Origin of the sequence: Bacillus sp. FSL K6-1003, assembly GCF_037964945.1 — a bacterium.
In the GTDB taxonomy this organism is placed as follows: domain Bacteria; phylum Bacillota; class Bacilli; order Bacillales; family Bacillaceae; genus Bacillus; species Bacillus mojavensis.
In genome coordinates this window covers 2,595,416-2,611,916 of the sequence record NZ_CP150176.1, presented here as the reverse complement: position 1 = coordinate 2,611,916, position 16,501 = coordinate 2,595,416, and the positions used below count along the sequence as shown (strand labels likewise).

Annotated in this window: 16 protein-coding genes, 1 other RNA gene and 1 other annotated feature; of the genes, 15 read left to right on the top strand and 2 right to left on the bottom strand. The window is 45.7% G+C overall.

What is annotated here, in order from left to right; genetic code table 11:
- Window positions 1-6 precede the first annotated feature (6 nt).
- Window positions 7-447 (top strand): D-aminoacyl-tRNA deacylase, encoded by a 441-nt coding sequence (gene dtd, locus NSU16_RS13415; RefSeq protein WP_168748346.1) that lies wholly within the window; start codon window positions 7-9, stop codon window positions 445-447.
- Window positions 448-473: 26 nt separating this feature from the next.
- Here the strand turns inward: dtd and NSU16_RS13410 are convergent, their stop codons facing one another.
- Entirely contained in the window at window positions 474-2,027 is a 1,554-nt protein-coding gene (locus NSU16_RS13410) for an SH3 domain-containing protein (RefSeq protein ID WP_339191148.1), read from the bottom strand.
- A 131-nt stretch (window positions 2,028-2,158) separates the two neighbouring features.
- Between NSU16_RS13410 and NSU16_RS13405 the strand changes: the two genes are divergently transcribed.
- The 5 genes from NSU16_RS13405 to NSU16_RS13385 all read left to right on the top strand — a co-directional run bounded on the left by NSU16_RS13405 (window position 2,159) and on the right by NSU16_RS13385 (window position 6,873).
- The gene (locus NSU16_RS13405; RefSeq protein ID WP_010335119.1) at window positions 2,159-2,329 is read left to right on the top strand and encodes a YrzK family protein; all 171 of its coding nucleotides are present in this window, start codon (window positions 2,159-2,161) and stop codon (window positions 2,327-2,329) included.
- A 56-nt stretch (window positions 2,330-2,385) separates the two neighbouring features.
- Window positions 2,386-2,616: a binding site (T-box leader), on the top strand.
- Between the two features lie 89 nt (window positions 2,617-2,705).
- Window positions 2,706-3,980 (top strand): histidine--tRNA ligase, encoded by a 1,275-nt coding sequence (hisS, locus tag NSU16_RS13400; RefSeq protein WP_168748344.1) that lies wholly within the window; start codon window positions 2,706-2,708, stop codon window positions 3,978-3,980.
- Window positions 3,981-3,993: 13 nt separating this feature from the next.
- Window positions 3,994-5,772, top strand: coding sequence for an aspartate--tRNA ligase (gene aspS, locus NSU16_RS13395; protein ID WP_326227518.1), 1,779 nt, complete (start codon window positions 3,994-3,996; stop codon window positions 5,770-5,772).
- A gap of 60 nt (window positions 5,773-5,832) precedes the next feature.
- A non-coding RNA gene (ssrS, locus tag NSU16_RS13390) (6S RNA) lies at window positions 5,833-6,025 on the top strand.
- Window positions 6,026-6,108: 83 nt separating this feature from the next.
- Window positions 6,109-6,873, top strand: coding sequence for a tRNA threonylcarbamoyladenosine dehydratase (locus NSU16_RS13385; RefSeq protein ID WP_059293512.1), 765 nt, complete (start codon window positions 6,109-6,111; stop codon window positions 6,871-6,873).
- A gap of 42 nt (window positions 6,874-6,915) precedes the next feature.
- Here NSU16_RS13385 and NSU16_RS13380 read toward each other — a convergent pair whose 3' ends face one another.
- Window positions 6,916-8,181: a replication-associated recombination protein A gene (locus NSU16_RS13380; protein ID WP_339192694.1), complete on the bottom strand. Its 1,266-nt coding sequence runs from the start codon at window positions 8,179-8,181 to the stop codon at window positions 6,916-6,918.
- Window positions 8,182-8,382: 201 nt separating this feature from the next.
- Here NSU16_RS13380 and cymR point away from each other — a divergent pair, with 201 nt between their 5' ends.
- From cymR to NSU16_RS13335, 9 genes are all read left to right on the top strand, one after another.
- Entirely contained in the window at window positions 8,383-8,799 is a 417-nt protein-coding gene (gene cymR, locus NSU16_RS13375; RefSeq protein ID WP_003225879.1) for a cysteine metabolism transcriptional regulator CymR, read from the top strand.
- Window positions 8,800-8,818: 19 nt separating this feature from the next.
- Complete coding sequence (locus tag NSU16_RS13370) at window positions 8,819-9,961, top strand: cysteine desulfurase family protein (protein ID WP_339191145.1); 1,143 nt, start codon at window positions 8,819-8,821, stop codon at window positions 9,959-9,961.
- Between the two features lie 28 nt (window positions 9,962-9,989).
- Window positions 9,990-11,105 (top strand): tRNA 2-thiouridine(34) synthase MnmA, encoded by a 1,116-nt coding sequence (mnmA, locus tag NSU16_RS13365; RefSeq protein ID WP_286058251.1) that lies wholly within the window; start codon window positions 9,990-9,992, stop codon window positions 11,103-11,105.
- Window positions 11,106-11,153: 48 nt separating this feature from the next.
- Complete coding sequence (locus NSU16_RS13360; protein WP_339191142.1) at window positions 11,154-11,810, top strand: tetratricopeptide repeat protein; 657 nt, start codon at window positions 11,154-11,156, stop codon at window positions 11,808-11,810.
- Window positions 11,811-11,834: 24 nt separating this feature from the next.
- Complete coding sequence (locus tag NSU16_RS13355; RefSeq protein ID WP_326333910.1) at window positions 11,835-14,231, top strand: ATP-dependent RecD-like DNA helicase; 2,397 nt, start codon at window positions 11,835-11,837, stop codon at window positions 14,229-14,231.
- 103 nt (window positions 14,232-14,334) lie between these two features.
- A complete protein-coding gene (locus tag NSU16_RS13350) occupies window positions 14,335-14,814 on the top strand; it encodes a PRC-barrel domain-containing protein (RefSeq protein ID WP_229146667.1) in 480 nt (159 codons plus the stop codon).
- 10 nt (window positions 14,815-14,824) lie between these two features.
- On the top strand, window positions 14,825-15,016 hold the full coding sequence (locus tag NSU16_RS13345; RefSeq protein WP_010335110.1) for a hypothetical protein: 192 nt from the start codon (window positions 14,825-14,827) through the stop codon (window positions 15,014-15,016).
- Window positions 15,017-15,037: 21 nt separating this feature from the next.
- Complete coding sequence (locus NSU16_RS13340; RefSeq protein WP_010335109.1) at window positions 15,038-15,172, top strand: YrzQ family protein; 135 nt, start codon at window positions 15,038-15,040, stop codon at window positions 15,170-15,172.
- 123 nt (window positions 15,173-15,295) lie between these two features.
- Window positions 15,296-16,357 (top strand): AI-2E family transporter, encoded by a 1,062-nt coding sequence (locus NSU16_RS13335; protein ID WP_339191139.1) that lies wholly within the window; start codon window positions 15,296-15,298, stop codon window positions 16,355-16,357.
- Window positions 16,358-16,501 lie beyond the last annotated feature (144 nt).

The following is a 16,501-nucleotide window of genomic DNA, read 5'->3' as shown; positions in this document are numbered from 1 at the left end:
CAGAAAATGAAATTAGTCGTTCAGCGAGTAACAGAAGCAAGCGTAACCGTTGATGGAGATGTGATCGGCCAAATTGGACAGGGCATTATGGTCCTGGTTGGCATTACTCACGATGATACAGAAGAGGATGCCGCTTACTTAGCGGAAAAAATGGTGAATCTTCGCATTTTCGATGACAGTGATGGAAAAATGAATTTGTCGCTTCTGGATACAGGCGGAGAGGTTTTGTCTGTTTCACAGTTTACGCTTTACGGAGATACGAGAAAAGGACGGCGCCCGAACTACATGAACGCCGCAAAACCTGATAAGGCTTTGGGCCTTTATGAAAAATGGAATGACTTGCTTCGTGAAAAAGGAATCAAAGTAGAAACCGGAAAATTCGGGGCTATGATGGATGTAAAGCTCACAAACTCCGGACCGGTTACATTGATTATGGATTCAAAATAAAAAAAGCTGCCAAAAGGCAGCTTTTTTTATTGAAAATATTTCTCCAATCCGCTCTCAATTCCGTCTGTTACTTTTTCTTGGTATGAATTGCTATGTACAATGGCTTCTTCCTGCGGATGGCTTACATATCCTAGCTCGTACAACATAGCGGGCTGTTTGTTTTCGCGGAGCACATAATAATCTCCGAATAGTACCCCGCGGTCAGGAATTGAAGATCGCTTAACCACTTCAGAGTGTACATCTGATGCCAGTTTTTGATCCTTTGCAGGACTGTAGTAATAAGCTGTGCTGCCCCTTGTAGAAGTATCCGCAAAGCTGTCGTAATGAATGCTGATGAAGGCGTCTGCGTTGCGGTAATGAGACGTCGAGACTCGTGACTGTAAGCTGACAAATGTATCATCCTGCCGTGTCACATACACGTCTGCTCCTGCTGATCTAAGTTTGCTGGCCAGCAGTTGCGCCGTTTTGATCGTCAGTTTTTTCTCGAATTGGCCTGAATAGCCGATTGTTCCGCTGTCTTTTCCTCCATGCCCCGGATCGACAACAATCGCTTTATTTTTCAGCGACCCGCTTCCGGAAGCGGAATCAGCGACAGGCGGCTCCCCAGATTCTTCAGCGCTCTTAGACGTCTGCACAACCCAGTTGGCGACATAAGCGGTCTGCCCATTGTCAAGTCTTACTTCATACCAGCTGCCCTTTGATCCGGTAATGGTGTACGCATCGCCTTTGGCTGTGCGTTTAACGATAGAAGCTGACGTTGAGGCATCGCTTCTTAAATTCGTTCCTTCGTATACGATATAGGCTTTTTTGGTACTGTCTGAACTGCTGACATCAGCTGAATTTTCATCCGGGTGAGAACTGGTCACAATGTAATGGCTTGCGACCCAGCCTTTTAGCCCATTCACTTCAATATGGAGCCAGCCGTTTTTCTCTTCGAGGATTGTAAGTTTCGTTCCTCGTGAAAGTTTTGTTATAATCGCTGCATCATGTGAATCGGAGCCTCTGACATTCAGTGAAGAAACGCCAACCGTTCCCGTTGTTGAACCAGATGATTCTGTCTGATCACTTTCCTCAGACGCTGAACTGCCGCTGCCTGATGTGACGTATTCGGAAGATACCCATCCGGTGGAATTTCGATATGAAATCTTGACCCAGCCGGAATCCTTTTCAATCACTGAGGCTTGGCTGCCCTGCGGGAATTTGCCGATGACTTCGTATGATGTACCAGGGCCTGTTCTCATCCGTAAATCTGGATCTGTTGATGTAACAGTTTTACTGCTGTCAGTGGAGCTTGTGCCTGCCTGTTTTTCCTTAGTAATAAGCCAGGAGACAACCCACCCTTTATCTCCGGAACCAAGCTGTATTTGCACCCAGTCTCCGTCTTCCTTCAAGATGGGGTAGCGTTCTCCTTTTTTCACCTCCGCCATGATGCCGTAGCTAAGTCCCGGGCCGCTTCTGACATTCATTTCATCTGTTGCGATGACCGCTTCTCCCTGAGCGGCTGTAACGGCAGAAAATGGCGGGAAAAGCGCCCCGGCGACGATAATACATACAATAAGAACAAAGTGTTTCTTGCTCATTGTGTCCTCCTTTCTAATGATCTAAAAAAAGCATTCTTTTTTAATATCGTAAAGTCCTTTCTGATTTTTAAATAAAAATAAAATGATTTGTTTATACTAGGCATAAATACAATGAAAAAGGTGTGCAAATCATGAAATATCATCCAAAAATGGGGCGTGCATTTCACGACGGCGAAGGAAACCTGCATTTCAGTGATCATGCCGATCCAGATACAATTGGTTATCTCACTGAAACGGCAACTGAATTTGGTCTTATGTCCAAAGAAGCATCACAGCAGAAAAACAACCGGAATAAAGCTTGACAGAGTACAGCAATGCCATTATTATAATAGAAATCGAGTACATAATAAATTAAATTGTTGAACCAATAATGGAGAAGAGTAGGTCAGATTGCATGGCTAGAGAGGAACCGCCCCAGGCTGAAAGCGGCTCCCATTGCGTCTTTCTCGAAACAACACTCCGGAGGTTTCCTGCTGAACGCGTGATACCGTCATTAGGCAGTGAACGTGAACCTGCGTTAAAGGATCGAGCGGGAATACGAAAATATTCCAACTAGGGTGGCACCACGGGTATAACTCTCGTCCCTACTATAAGTGTATAGTAGGGGCGGGAGTTTTTTTCATTTTCATCATTGACGATAAATGTATATTTTATAAGGAATACATAGGAGGTCTACACATGGGATATAACATTCCAAGAGGAACACAAGATATTCTGCCTGGAGAATCAGAGCGCTGGCAGTATGTTGAACAAATCATGAGAGACACTTGCCGAACTTATCAATATAAAGAAATCCGCACGCCGATTTTTGAGCATACAGAACTGTTCGCCAGAGGCGTCGGGGAGTCTACGGATATTGTGCAAAAAGAAATGTACACCTTCCAGGACCGCAAAGGCAGAAGCCTGACGCTTCGCCCCGAGGGAACTGCTGCAACAGTTCGCGCTTTTAATGAAAATAAATTATTTGCAAATCCTGTTCAGCCGACAAAGCTGTATTATGTCGGGCCGATGTTCCGTTACGAACGTCCGCAGACGGGCCGTTACCGCCAGTTTTATCAGTTTGGCATCGAAGCGATCGGTTCGAAAGACCCTGCAATAGATGCTGAAGTAATGGCGCTGGCGATGGGTATTTACCAGAAGGCCGGCTTGAAAAACGTCAAGCTTGTAATAAACAGTCTTGGCGATCGGGACAGCCGCAAAAGCTACAGAGAAGCGCTCGTGAAACACTTTGAGCCGCGCATCGAGGAATTTTGTTCAGACTGTCAGTCACGCCTGCACACCAACCCGCTCAGAATTTTGGATTGCAAAAAGGACCGGGATCATGAGCTGATGAAATCGGCACCTTCTATTCTTACTTACTTAAATGAAGAATCAGCCGCTTATTTTGAAAAAGTGAAGCAATATTTAAACGATCTCGGCATTTCTTATGAAATTGATCCTAATCTTGTGAGAGGGCTGGATTATTATAACCATACCGCATTTGAAATCATGAGCAATGCGGAGGGCTTTGGCGCGATTACAACGCTTGCCGGCGGCGGACGCTATGACGGATTGGTCGAACAAATCGGCGGACCAGAGGCGCCCGGCATCGGATTTGCGATGAGCATTGAACGCCTGCTTGCCGCAATTGATGCTGAAAAAAGAGAACTGCCGGTTGACCAGGGAATTGACTGCTATATCGTGACGCTTGGCGAAAAAGCGAAGGATTATTCCGTTTCGCTGGTATACAAACTGAGAGAAGCCGGCATTTCCAGTGAGATTGATTACGAAAATAAAAAAATGAAAGGCCAGTTTAAAACAGCTGACCGCCTCAACGCCAGATTTATTGCGATTTTGGGAGAGGATGAGCTTGCTCAAAACAAAATCAACGTAAAGGATGCAAAAACAGGCGAACAGATTGAAGTGGCTCTTGATGAATTGATACATGTAATGAAAGCAAACCAAAAGGGATAAGGAGTGGAACGCATTGTTTGGAAGAACATATTATTGCGGCGAAATGACTGAAAAAGCAATTGGCGAATCTGTAACGCTGAAAGGCTGGGTCCAAAAAAGACGGGACCTCGGCGGATTGATTTTTATTGACTTGCGTGACCGTACGGGAATTGTTCAAGTCGTTTTTAACCCTGATGTATCAAAAGAAGCGCTTGCTATTGCGGAAGGCATCAGAAACGAATATGTACTTGATATTCAAGGAAAAGTGGTTGCCCGCGAAGAAGGTACAGTGAATAAGAATTTGAAAACAGGCGCGATTGAAATTCACGCTGATGCAGTGACTGTATTGAGTGCTGCGAAGACGCCTCCGTTTGCCATTTCTGATCAAGCGGATGATGTATCAGAGGACGTGCGTTTAAAATACCGTTACTTAGATTTGCGCAGACCGGCTATGTTTCAAACGATCCAGCTGCGCCATAACGTGACGAGAGCTGCTCGGGGCTTTTTAGATGAAAAAGGGTTTCTTGATATTGAAACGCCGATTTTAACAGGAAGCACACCTGAGGGGGCACGTGACTATTTGGTGCCGAGCCGTGTGCACGAAGGTGAATTCTATGCGCTGCCTCAATCTCCGCAGCTATTTAAACAGCTTCTGATGGTCTCAGGCGTTGAACGCTATTATCAGATTGCCCGCTGTTTCCGTGATGAGGACTTGCGTGCGGACCGCCAGCCTGAGTTTACGCAAATCGATATTGAAATGTCCTTTATGAGCCAGGAAGACATTATGTCATTGGCTGAGGATATGATGGCAAAGATTATGCGTGAAACGAAAGGTGTGGAACTCAAGCTTCCTCTGCCTCGAATGACGTATGACGAGGCGATGAACAAATACGGTTCTGATAAACCAGATACTCGCTTTGACATGCTTTTGACAGATGTATCTGACATTGTAAAAGATACTGAATTTAAGGTGTTCTCATCAGCTGTGGCAAACGGCGGTGTAGTCAAAGCCATCAACGTAAAAGGCGGAGCCGGCGATTACTCAAGAAAAGACATTGATGCTCTAGGTGCGTTTGCCGCAAATTACGGAGCGAAAGGACTTGCTTGGGTGAAGGTCGAAGCAGACGGAGTGAAAGGCCCAATCGCCAAATTCTTTGATGATGAAAAGCAGTCTAAGCTAATTGAAGCGCTTGAAGCCGCTGAGGGTGACTTGCTGCTGTTCGGAGCGGATAAATTCGAAGTTGTTGCCGCATCACTCGGCGCCCTGCGCTTAAAGCTTGGGAAAGAACGCGGACTCATTGACGAAAACCTCTTCAATTTCTTATGGGTGATTGACTGGCCGCTTTTAGAGCATGATGCGGAGGAAGGCCGTTTTTACGCAGCGCACCATCCGTTTACAATGCCTGTCCGTGAAGACCTTGAGCTGATTGAAACAGCGCCTGAGGACATGAAAGCACAAGCCTATGACCTCGTCTTAAACGGCTATGAGCTTGGCGGAGGATCGATCCGTATTTTTGAAAAGGATATTCAGGAAAAAATGTTTACACTGCTTGGCTTCACAAAAGAAGAAGCAGCAGAACAGTTTGGATTCCTTCTTGAGGCATTTGAATACGGCGCTCCTCCGCACGGCGGAATCGCGCTTGGCTTAGACCGTCTCGTGATGCTTCTTGCCGGCCGTACGAATCTGAGAGATACGATCGCTTTCCCGAAAACGGCAAGTGCAAGCTGTCTGATGACAGATGCGCCGGGAGAAGTAAGCGACGCGCAGCTTGATGAACTTCACCTTTCTATTAAATCAAAAGTAAAGAACTGAATGTGCAGTTCGATTCTTGAAAATCAAAATCGTCTGTGATATGATTTTGACAAGTTAAATAAAGTCCTGATGTGTTAGTTGTACACCTAGTTTTGACCGAACATTTTTTTGATTTGGGAGCCCGCATTTTTAAATGGCGTACATGCCTCTTTTCATTCGGTAAAGAGGACTTACAAGATTTAAAAGAGGGCACCCACCTGCTGAGAGCGGGTTCAAAACAAAGGAAAGCTGCAACGGCACAATTGGGACTTTATTTTTTATGCGCAGAAAAAACGGCTGTTTCTGTAACAGCCATTTATCATATGAAAACCAGATTACGAATGTGGAGTGAGGTTCTTGTTACACCAGTTTTCACGCAATGAATTAGCTATTGGAAAAGAAGGCCTTGAAACGCTGAAAAACAGCACAGTTGCTGTGCTCGGAGTTGGGGGCGTCGGATCGTTCGCAGCGGAGGCGCTTGCACGTTCAGGCGTCGGGCGCATCCTGCTTGTTGATAAGGATGATGTGGACATTACAAACGTAAACCGTCAGCTTCATGCTCTTCTTTCTACTGTCGGTCAGCCGAAAGTAGATTTAATGAAAGCGCGAATTGCGGACATTAACCCTGAGTGTGAAGTGATTTCCTTAAAAATGTTCTATACGGAAGAAACGTATGAGCAATTCTTTGAGTATAACCTTGACTATGTGATTGATGCGTCAGACACCATTCATTATAAAATCCATTTAATGAAAGAATGTCTGAAACGCGATATTCCGCTGATCTCCAGCATGGGTGCTGCGAACAAGACAGACCCGACACGTTTCCAAATCGCTGATATTTCTAAAACGCATACGGACCCGATCGCAAAGGTGGTTCGTACGAGACTCCGTAAAGAAGGCATCAAAAAGGGCGTTCAAGTCATTTTCTCCGATGAAAGCCCGATTGTGATCCGGGAAGACGTCAGAAAAGAAGTCGGAAATGACGATGCGAAAATTCGCAAAGCCAAAATGCCGCCGTCCTCTAATGCTTTTGTGCCGTCTGTTGCAGGATTGATTATGGGCGGTCATGTTGTCATGGATCTTTTGAAAGATATTGAAATTAAACGCGTGAAGGATAAATAATGGAATAAAAAACAGCCTTGAAGCATATTCAAGGCTGTTTTTTTATTTTCTTTTTACTAATTTATCGTACACCTGCTTTAACGCAGATTCAAATTTACCAGTCTGCTTCGGTTTGTAATATTGCTTGTTCTTTAAAGGATCAGGGAGGTACTGCTGTTCAACCCATCCATTTTCATAATTATGAGGGTATTTATAGTCGATGCCTCTTCCTAGTTCCTGTGCCCCTTTATAATGCGCGTCTTTTAAATGTTTTGGGACATCGCCGATTTTTCCTGCTCTGATGTCCGCGTGCGCTTCATCGATAGCTAGAATAGCTGAATTGGATTTCGGCGAGAGGCAGAGCTCAATGACCGCATTGGCCAGCGGTATGCGCGCTTCAGGGAACCCAATCCGTTCGGCGGTCTGAACTGCGTGCAGCACCCTCGGCCCTGCTTGCGGGCTGGCTAAGCCGATATCTTCATAGGCGATAACCAACAGTCTTCTCGCGATGCTTTCCAAGTCACCCGCTTCAATTAATCTAGCCAAATAATGAAGAGCGGCGTTGGCATCAGAGCCTCGGATCGATTTTTGAAAGGCGGACAATACGTCATAATGCGCATCACCGTCTTTATCGTGGGAAAAACTCTTTTTCTGCAGGCATTCTTCCGCAGTCTCTAATGTAATGTGAATCACGCCGTCCGCAGACTCCTTTGTTGACAATACAGCAAGCTCAAGCGCATTTAAAGCGGAACGGACATCGCCCCCGCATCCTTGGGCAAAATGCTCCATCGCCTGATCATCAATAGAAACGGAGTATGTGCCAAGCCCCCGGTGCTCATCATGAAGAGCCCGATCCAAAGCCTGTTTAATCAATTCGGGTGTTAATGGCTCAAGCTCAAAAATCTGCGTGCGGCTTCTGATGGCCGGATTTATGGCGTGATATGGGTTAGCTGTAGTGGCGCCGATTAAAATAATCATGCCATTTTCTAAATAAGGCAATAGAAAATCCTGTTTTCCTTTATCAAGTCTGTGGACTTCATCCAAAATCAAAATGACCTGGCCAGACATTTTGGCTTCTTGAGCTACGATCTCCATATCCTTTTTATTGTTAATAACGGCATTCAGCTTGCGGAAAGCAATACTTGTTGAACCCGCGATTGCGGTTGCGATTGAGGTTTTTCCAATTCCGGGCGGCCCGTACAGAATCATCGATGACAAATGTTTTGCCTGAACCATTCTGCCGATAATTTTATCTTCAGCCACCAGATGCTGCTGGCCGATAATATCCTCTATTTTCGTCGGACGCATCCGATATGCCAATGGCTTCATCATCATCTCTCCTTACTTAATTACAGGGTAACGGAAAACCGGAAATTAGAAAAGGGGGAAGCCGCGTTTCCTCCGGCTTCCATGAAAATTCGAACAAGGTATGCTATAATAGCAGTTGGTCTATTATTTAATAAACGGACGAATTATATAGAAATTACCATTATATATGTGGAAAATCATGAAATAACAGAGGTGTTCATGTTGAAAATATCAACTAAAGGAAGATACGGTCTCACCATTATGATTGAGCTCGCGAAAAAGCATGGCGAAGGCCCGACTTCATTAAAAAGCATCGCACAGACGAATAATCTGTCAGAGCATTATTTAGAGCAGCTGGTATCACCGCTCCGAAATGCGGGCTTAGTCAAAAGCATCAGAGGCGCTTATGGTGGATACGTATTAGGAAGTGAGCCGGATGCCATTACAGCTGGAGACATCATCCGCGTGCTTGAAGGCCCGATCAGCCCTGTGGAAGTGCTCGAAGACGAGGAGCCTGCCAAACGGGAGCTGTGGATCCGCATACGGGACGCTGTCAAAGAAGTGTTAGACAGCACAACATTAGAGGACCTTGCCAGCTACACAGATGGAGAGCAAGAAGCTTATATGTTCTATATTTAGATCAGAGGTGTAAAACAAAATGGAACGGATTTATTTGGATCACGCCGCAACGTCTCCGATGGATGATCGCGTGTTGGAGAAAATGATACCGCATTTCTCCGGAAATTTCGGCAATCCATCCAGCATTCATTCATTTGGAAGGGAATCACGGAAATGGGTGGACGAAGCAAGAGCGCACATTGCAGCTGAAATTGGTGCGGCAGAACAGGAAATTATTTTCACTAGCGGGGGAACGGAAGCTGACAACTTAGCAATAATGGGAACTGCGCTTGCCAGAAAAAATCAGGGAAAACATATCATCACGACAAAAATTGAGCATCACGCCGTGCTTCACACATGTGAAAAACTGGAGGAAGACGGATTTGAAGTGACGTATCTGGATGTTGATGAAAACGGCAGAGTCAGTGCAAATCAGGTGAAAGAAGCACTCCGTGATGATACAATCCTTGTGACGGTGATGTATGGAAATAACGAAGTCGGAACTGTGCAGCCGATCGATGAAATCGGCCAGCTGCTGAAGGAACACACGGCTTATTTTCATACCGATGCTGTTCAGGCATTCGGGTTTTTTTCAATTGATGTGAAAAGCAGCCATATTGACCTTCTGTCTGTTTCTGGGCACAAGCTCAACGGGCCAAAAGGGACAGGCTTTTTATATGCAAGTAAGGATGTAAAGCTTTCTCCGTTGTTATTCGGAGGAGAGCAAGAAAGAAAACGCCGTGCCGGAACAGAAAATGTTCCGGGAATTGTCGGGCTGAAAGAAGCGGTCAAGCTGTCGGGCGAAGATCGGGACGAAAAAAACGAGAAGTATCAATCGTTTAAAACAATCATAGCCGGCACGCTTAAGGATGCCGGTGTGGCATTCGAGATCAATGGAGATCAAGAGCATAGCCTTCCGCATGTCATGAACCTTTATTTTCCCGGTGTATCTGTGGAGGCACTGCTGGTAAATCTTGATATGGCGGGAGTCGCGGTCTCCAGCGGATCAGCGTGCACTGCTGGTTCAGTCCTGCCGTCACATGTTCTGACTGCCATGTTCGGTGAAGAGAGCGAACGGCTGACGTCCTCAATTCGAATCAGCTTCGGTCTCGGAAATACGGCTGAGCAAGTGAAAACCGCTGCCAAACATGTGGCTGCTGTTGTAAAGCGGCTAACACAATAAGGCGGACTTAATTATTGGAGTGAATGAAATGGAAAAACGGCCGGAGGATACAAGAGTCGTTGTCGGCATGTCCGGCGGAGTAGACTCATCTGTGGCGGCTCTGCTGTTAAAAGAACAGGGCTATGACGTAATCGGAATCTTTATGAAAAACTGGGATGATACGGACGAAAATGGTTTCTGCACGGCGACAGAGGATTATGAAGATGTGATCCGCGTCTGCAATCAAATCGGAATTCCGTACTATGCCGTTAATTTTGAAAAGCAATATTACGAGAAGGTATTTCAATACTTCCTCGATGAATATAAAGCAGGCAGAACACCAAACCCGGATGTGCTGTGCAACAAAGAAATTAAATTCAAGGCATTTTTGGAGCATGCACTGTCACTTGGCGCCGACTATTTAGCGACTGGCCACTATGCAAGGGTCGACAGAAGCGGCGGCAAAGTCAGAATGCTGCGCGGCATTGATGAAAACAAAGATCAAACGTATTTCTTGAATCAGCTGACAGAAGATACGCTAAGCAAAGTGATGTTCCCGATCGGCGAGCTTCAAAAGAGCCGTGTACGTGAAATTGCCAAAGAAGCAGATCTGGCAACGGCGGCGAAAAAAGACAGTACAGGCATCTGTTTTATCGGCGAACGCAATTTCAAAACATTCCTCAGTCAATATCTCCCTGCGCAGCCGGGTGATATGATGACGATGGATGGTGAAGTAAAAGGACGCCACGACGGATTAATGTACTACACGATCGGTCAGCGTCACGGCCTTGGAATCGGCGGAAGCGGCGAGCCTTGGTTTGCGGTCGGTAAAGATCTTGAAAAGAACATCCTTTACGTCGACCAAGGGTTCCACAACCCGCTCCTCTACTCCGATAAAATCACAGCGACTAATATCAGCTGGGTTCGTTCGGATATAATGGATGGCGAAGAAATTTCCTGCACAGCCAAATTCCGTTACCGTCAAGAAGACCATAAAGTTACAGTTCGAATGACTGGAGAAGGCGAAGCGGAGGTTATTTTCGACGAGCAGGTTCGTGCTGTCACACCGGGACAAGCCGTTGTCTTCTATGATGGCGAAGAATGCCTTGGCGGCGGAACCATTGATGACGTATATAAAGATGGCACAAAATTGTGGTATGTATAAAATGAAAAAAACCTCAACAGCGAGTTGGGGTTTTTTAATGAAAGGAAGATGACTGTGGATTACAATGAAGCCGGTATAGCGGCAATGCAAGAAGGCGATTACGAAAAAGCGGCAGAGGCTTTTACAAAAGCGATTGAAGAAAACAAAGAAGACGCAATTCCTTATATTAACTTTGCTAACCTGCTTTCATCCGTAAATGAACTGGAACGGGCTTTAGCGTTTTATGATAAAGCGCTTGAATTAGACAGCAGCGCCGCCACTGCTTATTATGGAGCAGGAAATGTCTATGTGGTAAAAGAAAAGTACAAAGAAGCGAAAGACATGTTTGAAAAAGCGCTGCGTGCCGGAATGGAGAACGGTGATCTTTTCTACATGCTCGGAACGGTTCTCGTAAAGCTTGAGCAGCCTAAGCTCGCTCTGCCATATTTACAAAGAGCGGTCGAGCTGAATGAAGACGATACAGAAGCGCGTTTCCAATTCGGGATGTGCTTGGCGAACGAAGGCATGCTGGACGAAGCACTCAGCCAATTCGAAGCTGTAACAGAGCAAGACCCGGGGCACGCGGATGCGTTTTATAATTCCGGTGTCGCTTATGCTTATAAAGAAAATCGTGAAAAAGCGCTTGAAATGCTGGACAAGGCAATCGAAATCCAGCCGGATCATATGCTGGCGCTTCATGCAAAAAACCTAATCGACCCATCATAAAAAGCTCAGGAGGAGGGACGGCTCGTGCAGCAGCACCCGGATCAGCTGAAAATGGAGGAGGAGCCCTTTTTAAAAGGGACAGTAAACACCGTCATTTATCATAATGACGCCAATTTATATACGGTTCTGAAAGTGAAAGTCACAGAGACCTCCGAAGCTATTGAAGATAAAGTCGTATCCGTGACGGGCTACTTCCCTGCGCTTCAAGAAGAAGAGACCTACACGTTTTACGGAAAAACCGTTACTCACCCAAAGTTCGGACTGCAATTTCAAGCTGAGCACTTCAAAAAGGAGATCCCGACAACAAAAGAAGGCGTCATTCAGTATTTGTCGAGCGATCTGTTTGAAGGAATCGGTAAAAAAACCGCTGAAGAGATTGTGAAAAAGCTGGGTGACAGAGCGATTAATAAAATTTTGGCTGATTCTTCAGTCCTTTATGATGTTCCGAGACTGTCAAAAAAGAAAGCTGACACCCTTGCCGGTGCCCTGCAACGGCATCAGGGACTGGAGCAAATTATGATTTCGCTGAATCAATTTGGCTTCGGCCCTCAGCTGTCTATGAAAATCTACCAGGCCTATGAATCCGAGACGCTGGAAAAAATTCAGGAGAACCCTTATCAGCTTGTAAGAGATGTGGAAGGCATCGGGTTTGGAAAAGCAGATGAGCTCGGCGGAAGAATGGGGCTCTCAGGGAATCATCCTGAGCGGGTAAAAGCGGCTATTTTATACACGCTAGAAACGACATGCCTGTCAGAAGGGCATACGTACATAGAAACGAAACAGCTGATTATCGAAACCCAAACGCTGTTAAACCAGTCAGCGGCAGATGGGCAGCGCATTGCAGAAATGGATGCCGCTAACGCGATTATTGCGCTTGGAGAAAATAAGGATATTGTTATAGAAGATGAACGATGTTACTTTCCGTCGCTGTTTTTCGCTGAACAAAATGTGGCAAAGCGTGTGAAACAGATCGCAAGCCAAACTGAATATGACGACCAGTTTCCAGAATCAGAATTTCTGATGGCTTTGGGAGAATTGGAAGAGCGTATGAATGTTCAGTACGCGCCGAGTCAGAAGGAAGCGATACAAAAAGCGCTGTCGTCACCGATGCTTCTTTTAACGGGAGGACCGGGTACAGGAAAAACAACGGTAATCAGAGGCATTGTGGAATTGTATGGAGAACTTCACGGTGTTTCACTTGATCCGTCGGATTATAAAAAAGATGAAGCCTTTCCGATTGTGCTGGCCGCGCCTACAGGCAGAGCGGCGAAACGAATGAGTGAGTCAACTGGTCTTCCGGCTGTTACGATACACCGGCTGCTCGGCTGGAACGGTGCGGAAGGATTTACTCATACAGAGGACCAGCCGATTGAAGGGAAGCTTTTGATTATCGATGAAGCGAGTATGCTTGATATATGGCTTGCGAATCATTTGTTTAAAGCGATCCCTGATCATATTCAAATTATCATTGTCGGAGACGAAGACCAGCTGCCTTCCGTCGGACCCGGTCAAGTGCTCAGAGACCTTTTGGCATCCCAGGTGATTCCGACTGTAAGACTGACAGACATTTATCGACAAGCGGAAGGATCGTCCATTGTCGAGCTTGCCCACGAGATGAAAAACGGGCTGCTTCCAAACAATCTGACTGCTCCGACAAAGGATCGCTCCTTTATTCGCTGCGGTGGTTCGCAAATTAAAGAAGTGGTTGAGAAGGTTGTCGCGAATGCATTGAAAAAAGGATATACGGCAAAAGATATTCAGGTCCTCGCCCCGATGTATAGAGGGAAAGCTGGAATCAATGAGCTGAATGTGATGCTGCAGGATATTTTAAACCCTCCAAAAGAAAAGCGGAGGGAAATTAAGTTCGGCGACGTTGTCTATAGAACCGGGGATAAAATTTTGCAACTTGTCAATCAGCCGGAAAACAATGTGTTTAACGGCGACATTGGAGAAATCACTTCCATTTTCTATGCGAAGGAAAACACAGAAAAAGAAGACATGGCTGTTGTCTCTTTTGACGGCAATGAAATGACGTTTACGAAAAAAGACTTCAGTCAGTTTACTCATGCGTATTGCTGCTCTATTCATAAATCGCAGGGCAGTGAATTTCCGATCGTGGTTCTTCCTGTAGTGAAGGGCTACTATAGAATGCTCAGAAGAAACCTTCTATATACCGCTATCACGAGGGCGAAGAAATTTCTCATTTTATGCGGGGAAGAGGAAGCGCTGGAGTGGGGCGTGAAAAATAATGACGCGACTGTCAGACAGACCTCACTAAAAAACAGGCTGTCAGCGCAGGTGGCTGAAATGGATGCTGAGCTTGCAGCTTTGCAAAAAGAGCTCCCGTTCAGCGTGCACGACGCAAATATCGGAATGGAAGGCATTACGCCATTCGATTTTATGAAAGAAGAACAGCTGTAAAAGGGGCTCCCGTGTTTGCGGGGGCTTTTTTCATTGGGGGTGGAAGTGATTTCATCGTATGTGTCAAAGGTGAAAAGCAAAACCTAAGCCTGTTCAACAAAAGGTGGTTGATCACACTTTGAGAACATGCCATGAGGTAGAAGGATTTCCTGTATATTCAGAACAAACTTCTGTTTATCTTGGGACGATTTCTGATATTTGTTTTTCTCTTGAAGGAAATTGTCTCGGATTTATTCTTGAACAAAAACGTCTTTTTCATAACCATCATGCGCTTTTACGTGCATGTGATATCAGTTGCATTCTTCATGACCGGATATTGGCTGCAGTCAATGCAGAGCAGCTTCTGCCTCTTCCGAAATCATGCTTCACATATGAGCAGATGAAAATGAAGCTCGTGAAATCGCAAGAGGGTGATATTTTGGGGATGCTGGAAGATGTATACTTTTGTTTGGACAGGGGCATAATCGTAGCATATGAACTCTCGGACGGTTTCTTTTCTGACTTGGCGGGATGTAAACGCCACATCCAAAGAGCAGATTCGCTTGTAGAGGTGCGGAAAGACGAGATCGTTCTGAACGGATAGAGGTGTGAGTATGCTTATATGCCCGAACTGCAAAAGTAAGGACATCGGGAAAATCGGCGTGAACCAATATTATTGCTGGGGCTGTTTCATTGAGCTGACAGTGGTCAAAGGGAAGATTGAAACTCATCAAGTGGAAGAAGACGGAACGCTAAGCAGCCTGGATGATTTGTTTTCTGAGGATGAACGCAGCATCAATTTTTAATATCGAAAGGAGATGCGCAGGATGAATCGGACAATGACTTCTCTTTTGGCGATGGGAGCTGGGGCTCTCGTGTACCGAATGGCGACTCAATCTGACATGCTGAATAATAATCGAAGCATGAAGCGGATGAGAAAAAAAATGATGAAAATGTTTTAAGGAATGAAGGATACTCTCTTTAGAGTATCCTTTTTATGTAAGCCTATGTAAGCCGTCGTGAAGGGGAAACATAAAAGAATAATTCCTTATAATCCTCAAAAGATAAAGGAGAGGTGAAAGCAGATGCTCCAGAAACCGGTGCAGCTTTTGTTATGGGTGGCCATTTGTTTATTGGTCCTGTTAACAGTCTATGTCTTTTGTATGCTTGATATGTTATGGTCTCCCCTGTGGCTCGTCATAAAATCAATCTTTATTCCCTTGATCATTTCTATTTTTATTTCTTATTTATTACTGCCGGTCACTGAGTGGCTTCATGACAAAGGTCTGCCAAGGACTTTAAGCATTTTGGTGATTTACGTCCTTTTTTTTGGCGGACTGGGCTGGGCATTATATAAAGGTGTGCCTGTTCTAATCGTGCAGCTGACGGATCTGTCAGAAAATATACCTATGTTTGCCGAGACGTACAATGGGCTCCTTCTCCATGTGCATAACCATACAGATGACTGGCCGGACGGCATGCATCAGCGCATAGACAAAATGATTAGGCAGACAGAGGCGTTTTTCGCCGGCACAATCGAAGGGGCAATCAGCGGAATCCGTAAAGTGCTCGACTATTTCTTAATTGCGGCAACGATTCCTTTTCTCGTGTTTTATATGGTCAAGGACATCGAATTGATGAAAAAAACGGTGTGGTATTTGACGCCGAAGTCGTGGAGGAAGCGGGGCAGCGCTTTTTTGCTAGATGTAGATGATTCTCTCGGTGATTACATTCGCGGCCAGCTGCTCGTCTGCTTGATTCTCGGAGCCGTAGCCGGTATCACATTTTGGATATTTGGCCTTCCATATCCGCTGATACTGGGTCTTATCTCGGGTATTACGAATGTCATCCCGTACTTCGGGCCCTTTATCGGCGCTGTTCCTGCGCTTTTAATTGCGATGACGATTTCTGTGAAGGCCGTCCTTGTCGTTGTCATTACGGTGTTCGTGCTTCAATTTTTGGAAGGGAATGTCCTCAGTCCGTTCATTGTCGGCAGAAGCCTCAAGATGCACCCTGTAGTGATTATGCTTGCGCTTCTTGCCGGAGGAGAGCTGGCGGGGATTGTCGGCATGATTCTGGCAGTGCCTGCTGCGGCTGTTTTAAAGGTGATGATGATCCATTTTCTGCGGATGCAGACGGAGCATTGACATTGGCGTGCCGCTTGTCTATAATTTCTCGTAGAATACATACGAATCTCGAGTGACGGATCTGAGTACGCCGAAGCCCTGTTAAAGAGAGAAGCTCCGTAAGCTGAAAGGAGCTTTATCAGAAGATCGGAGGAAGCTAATCCT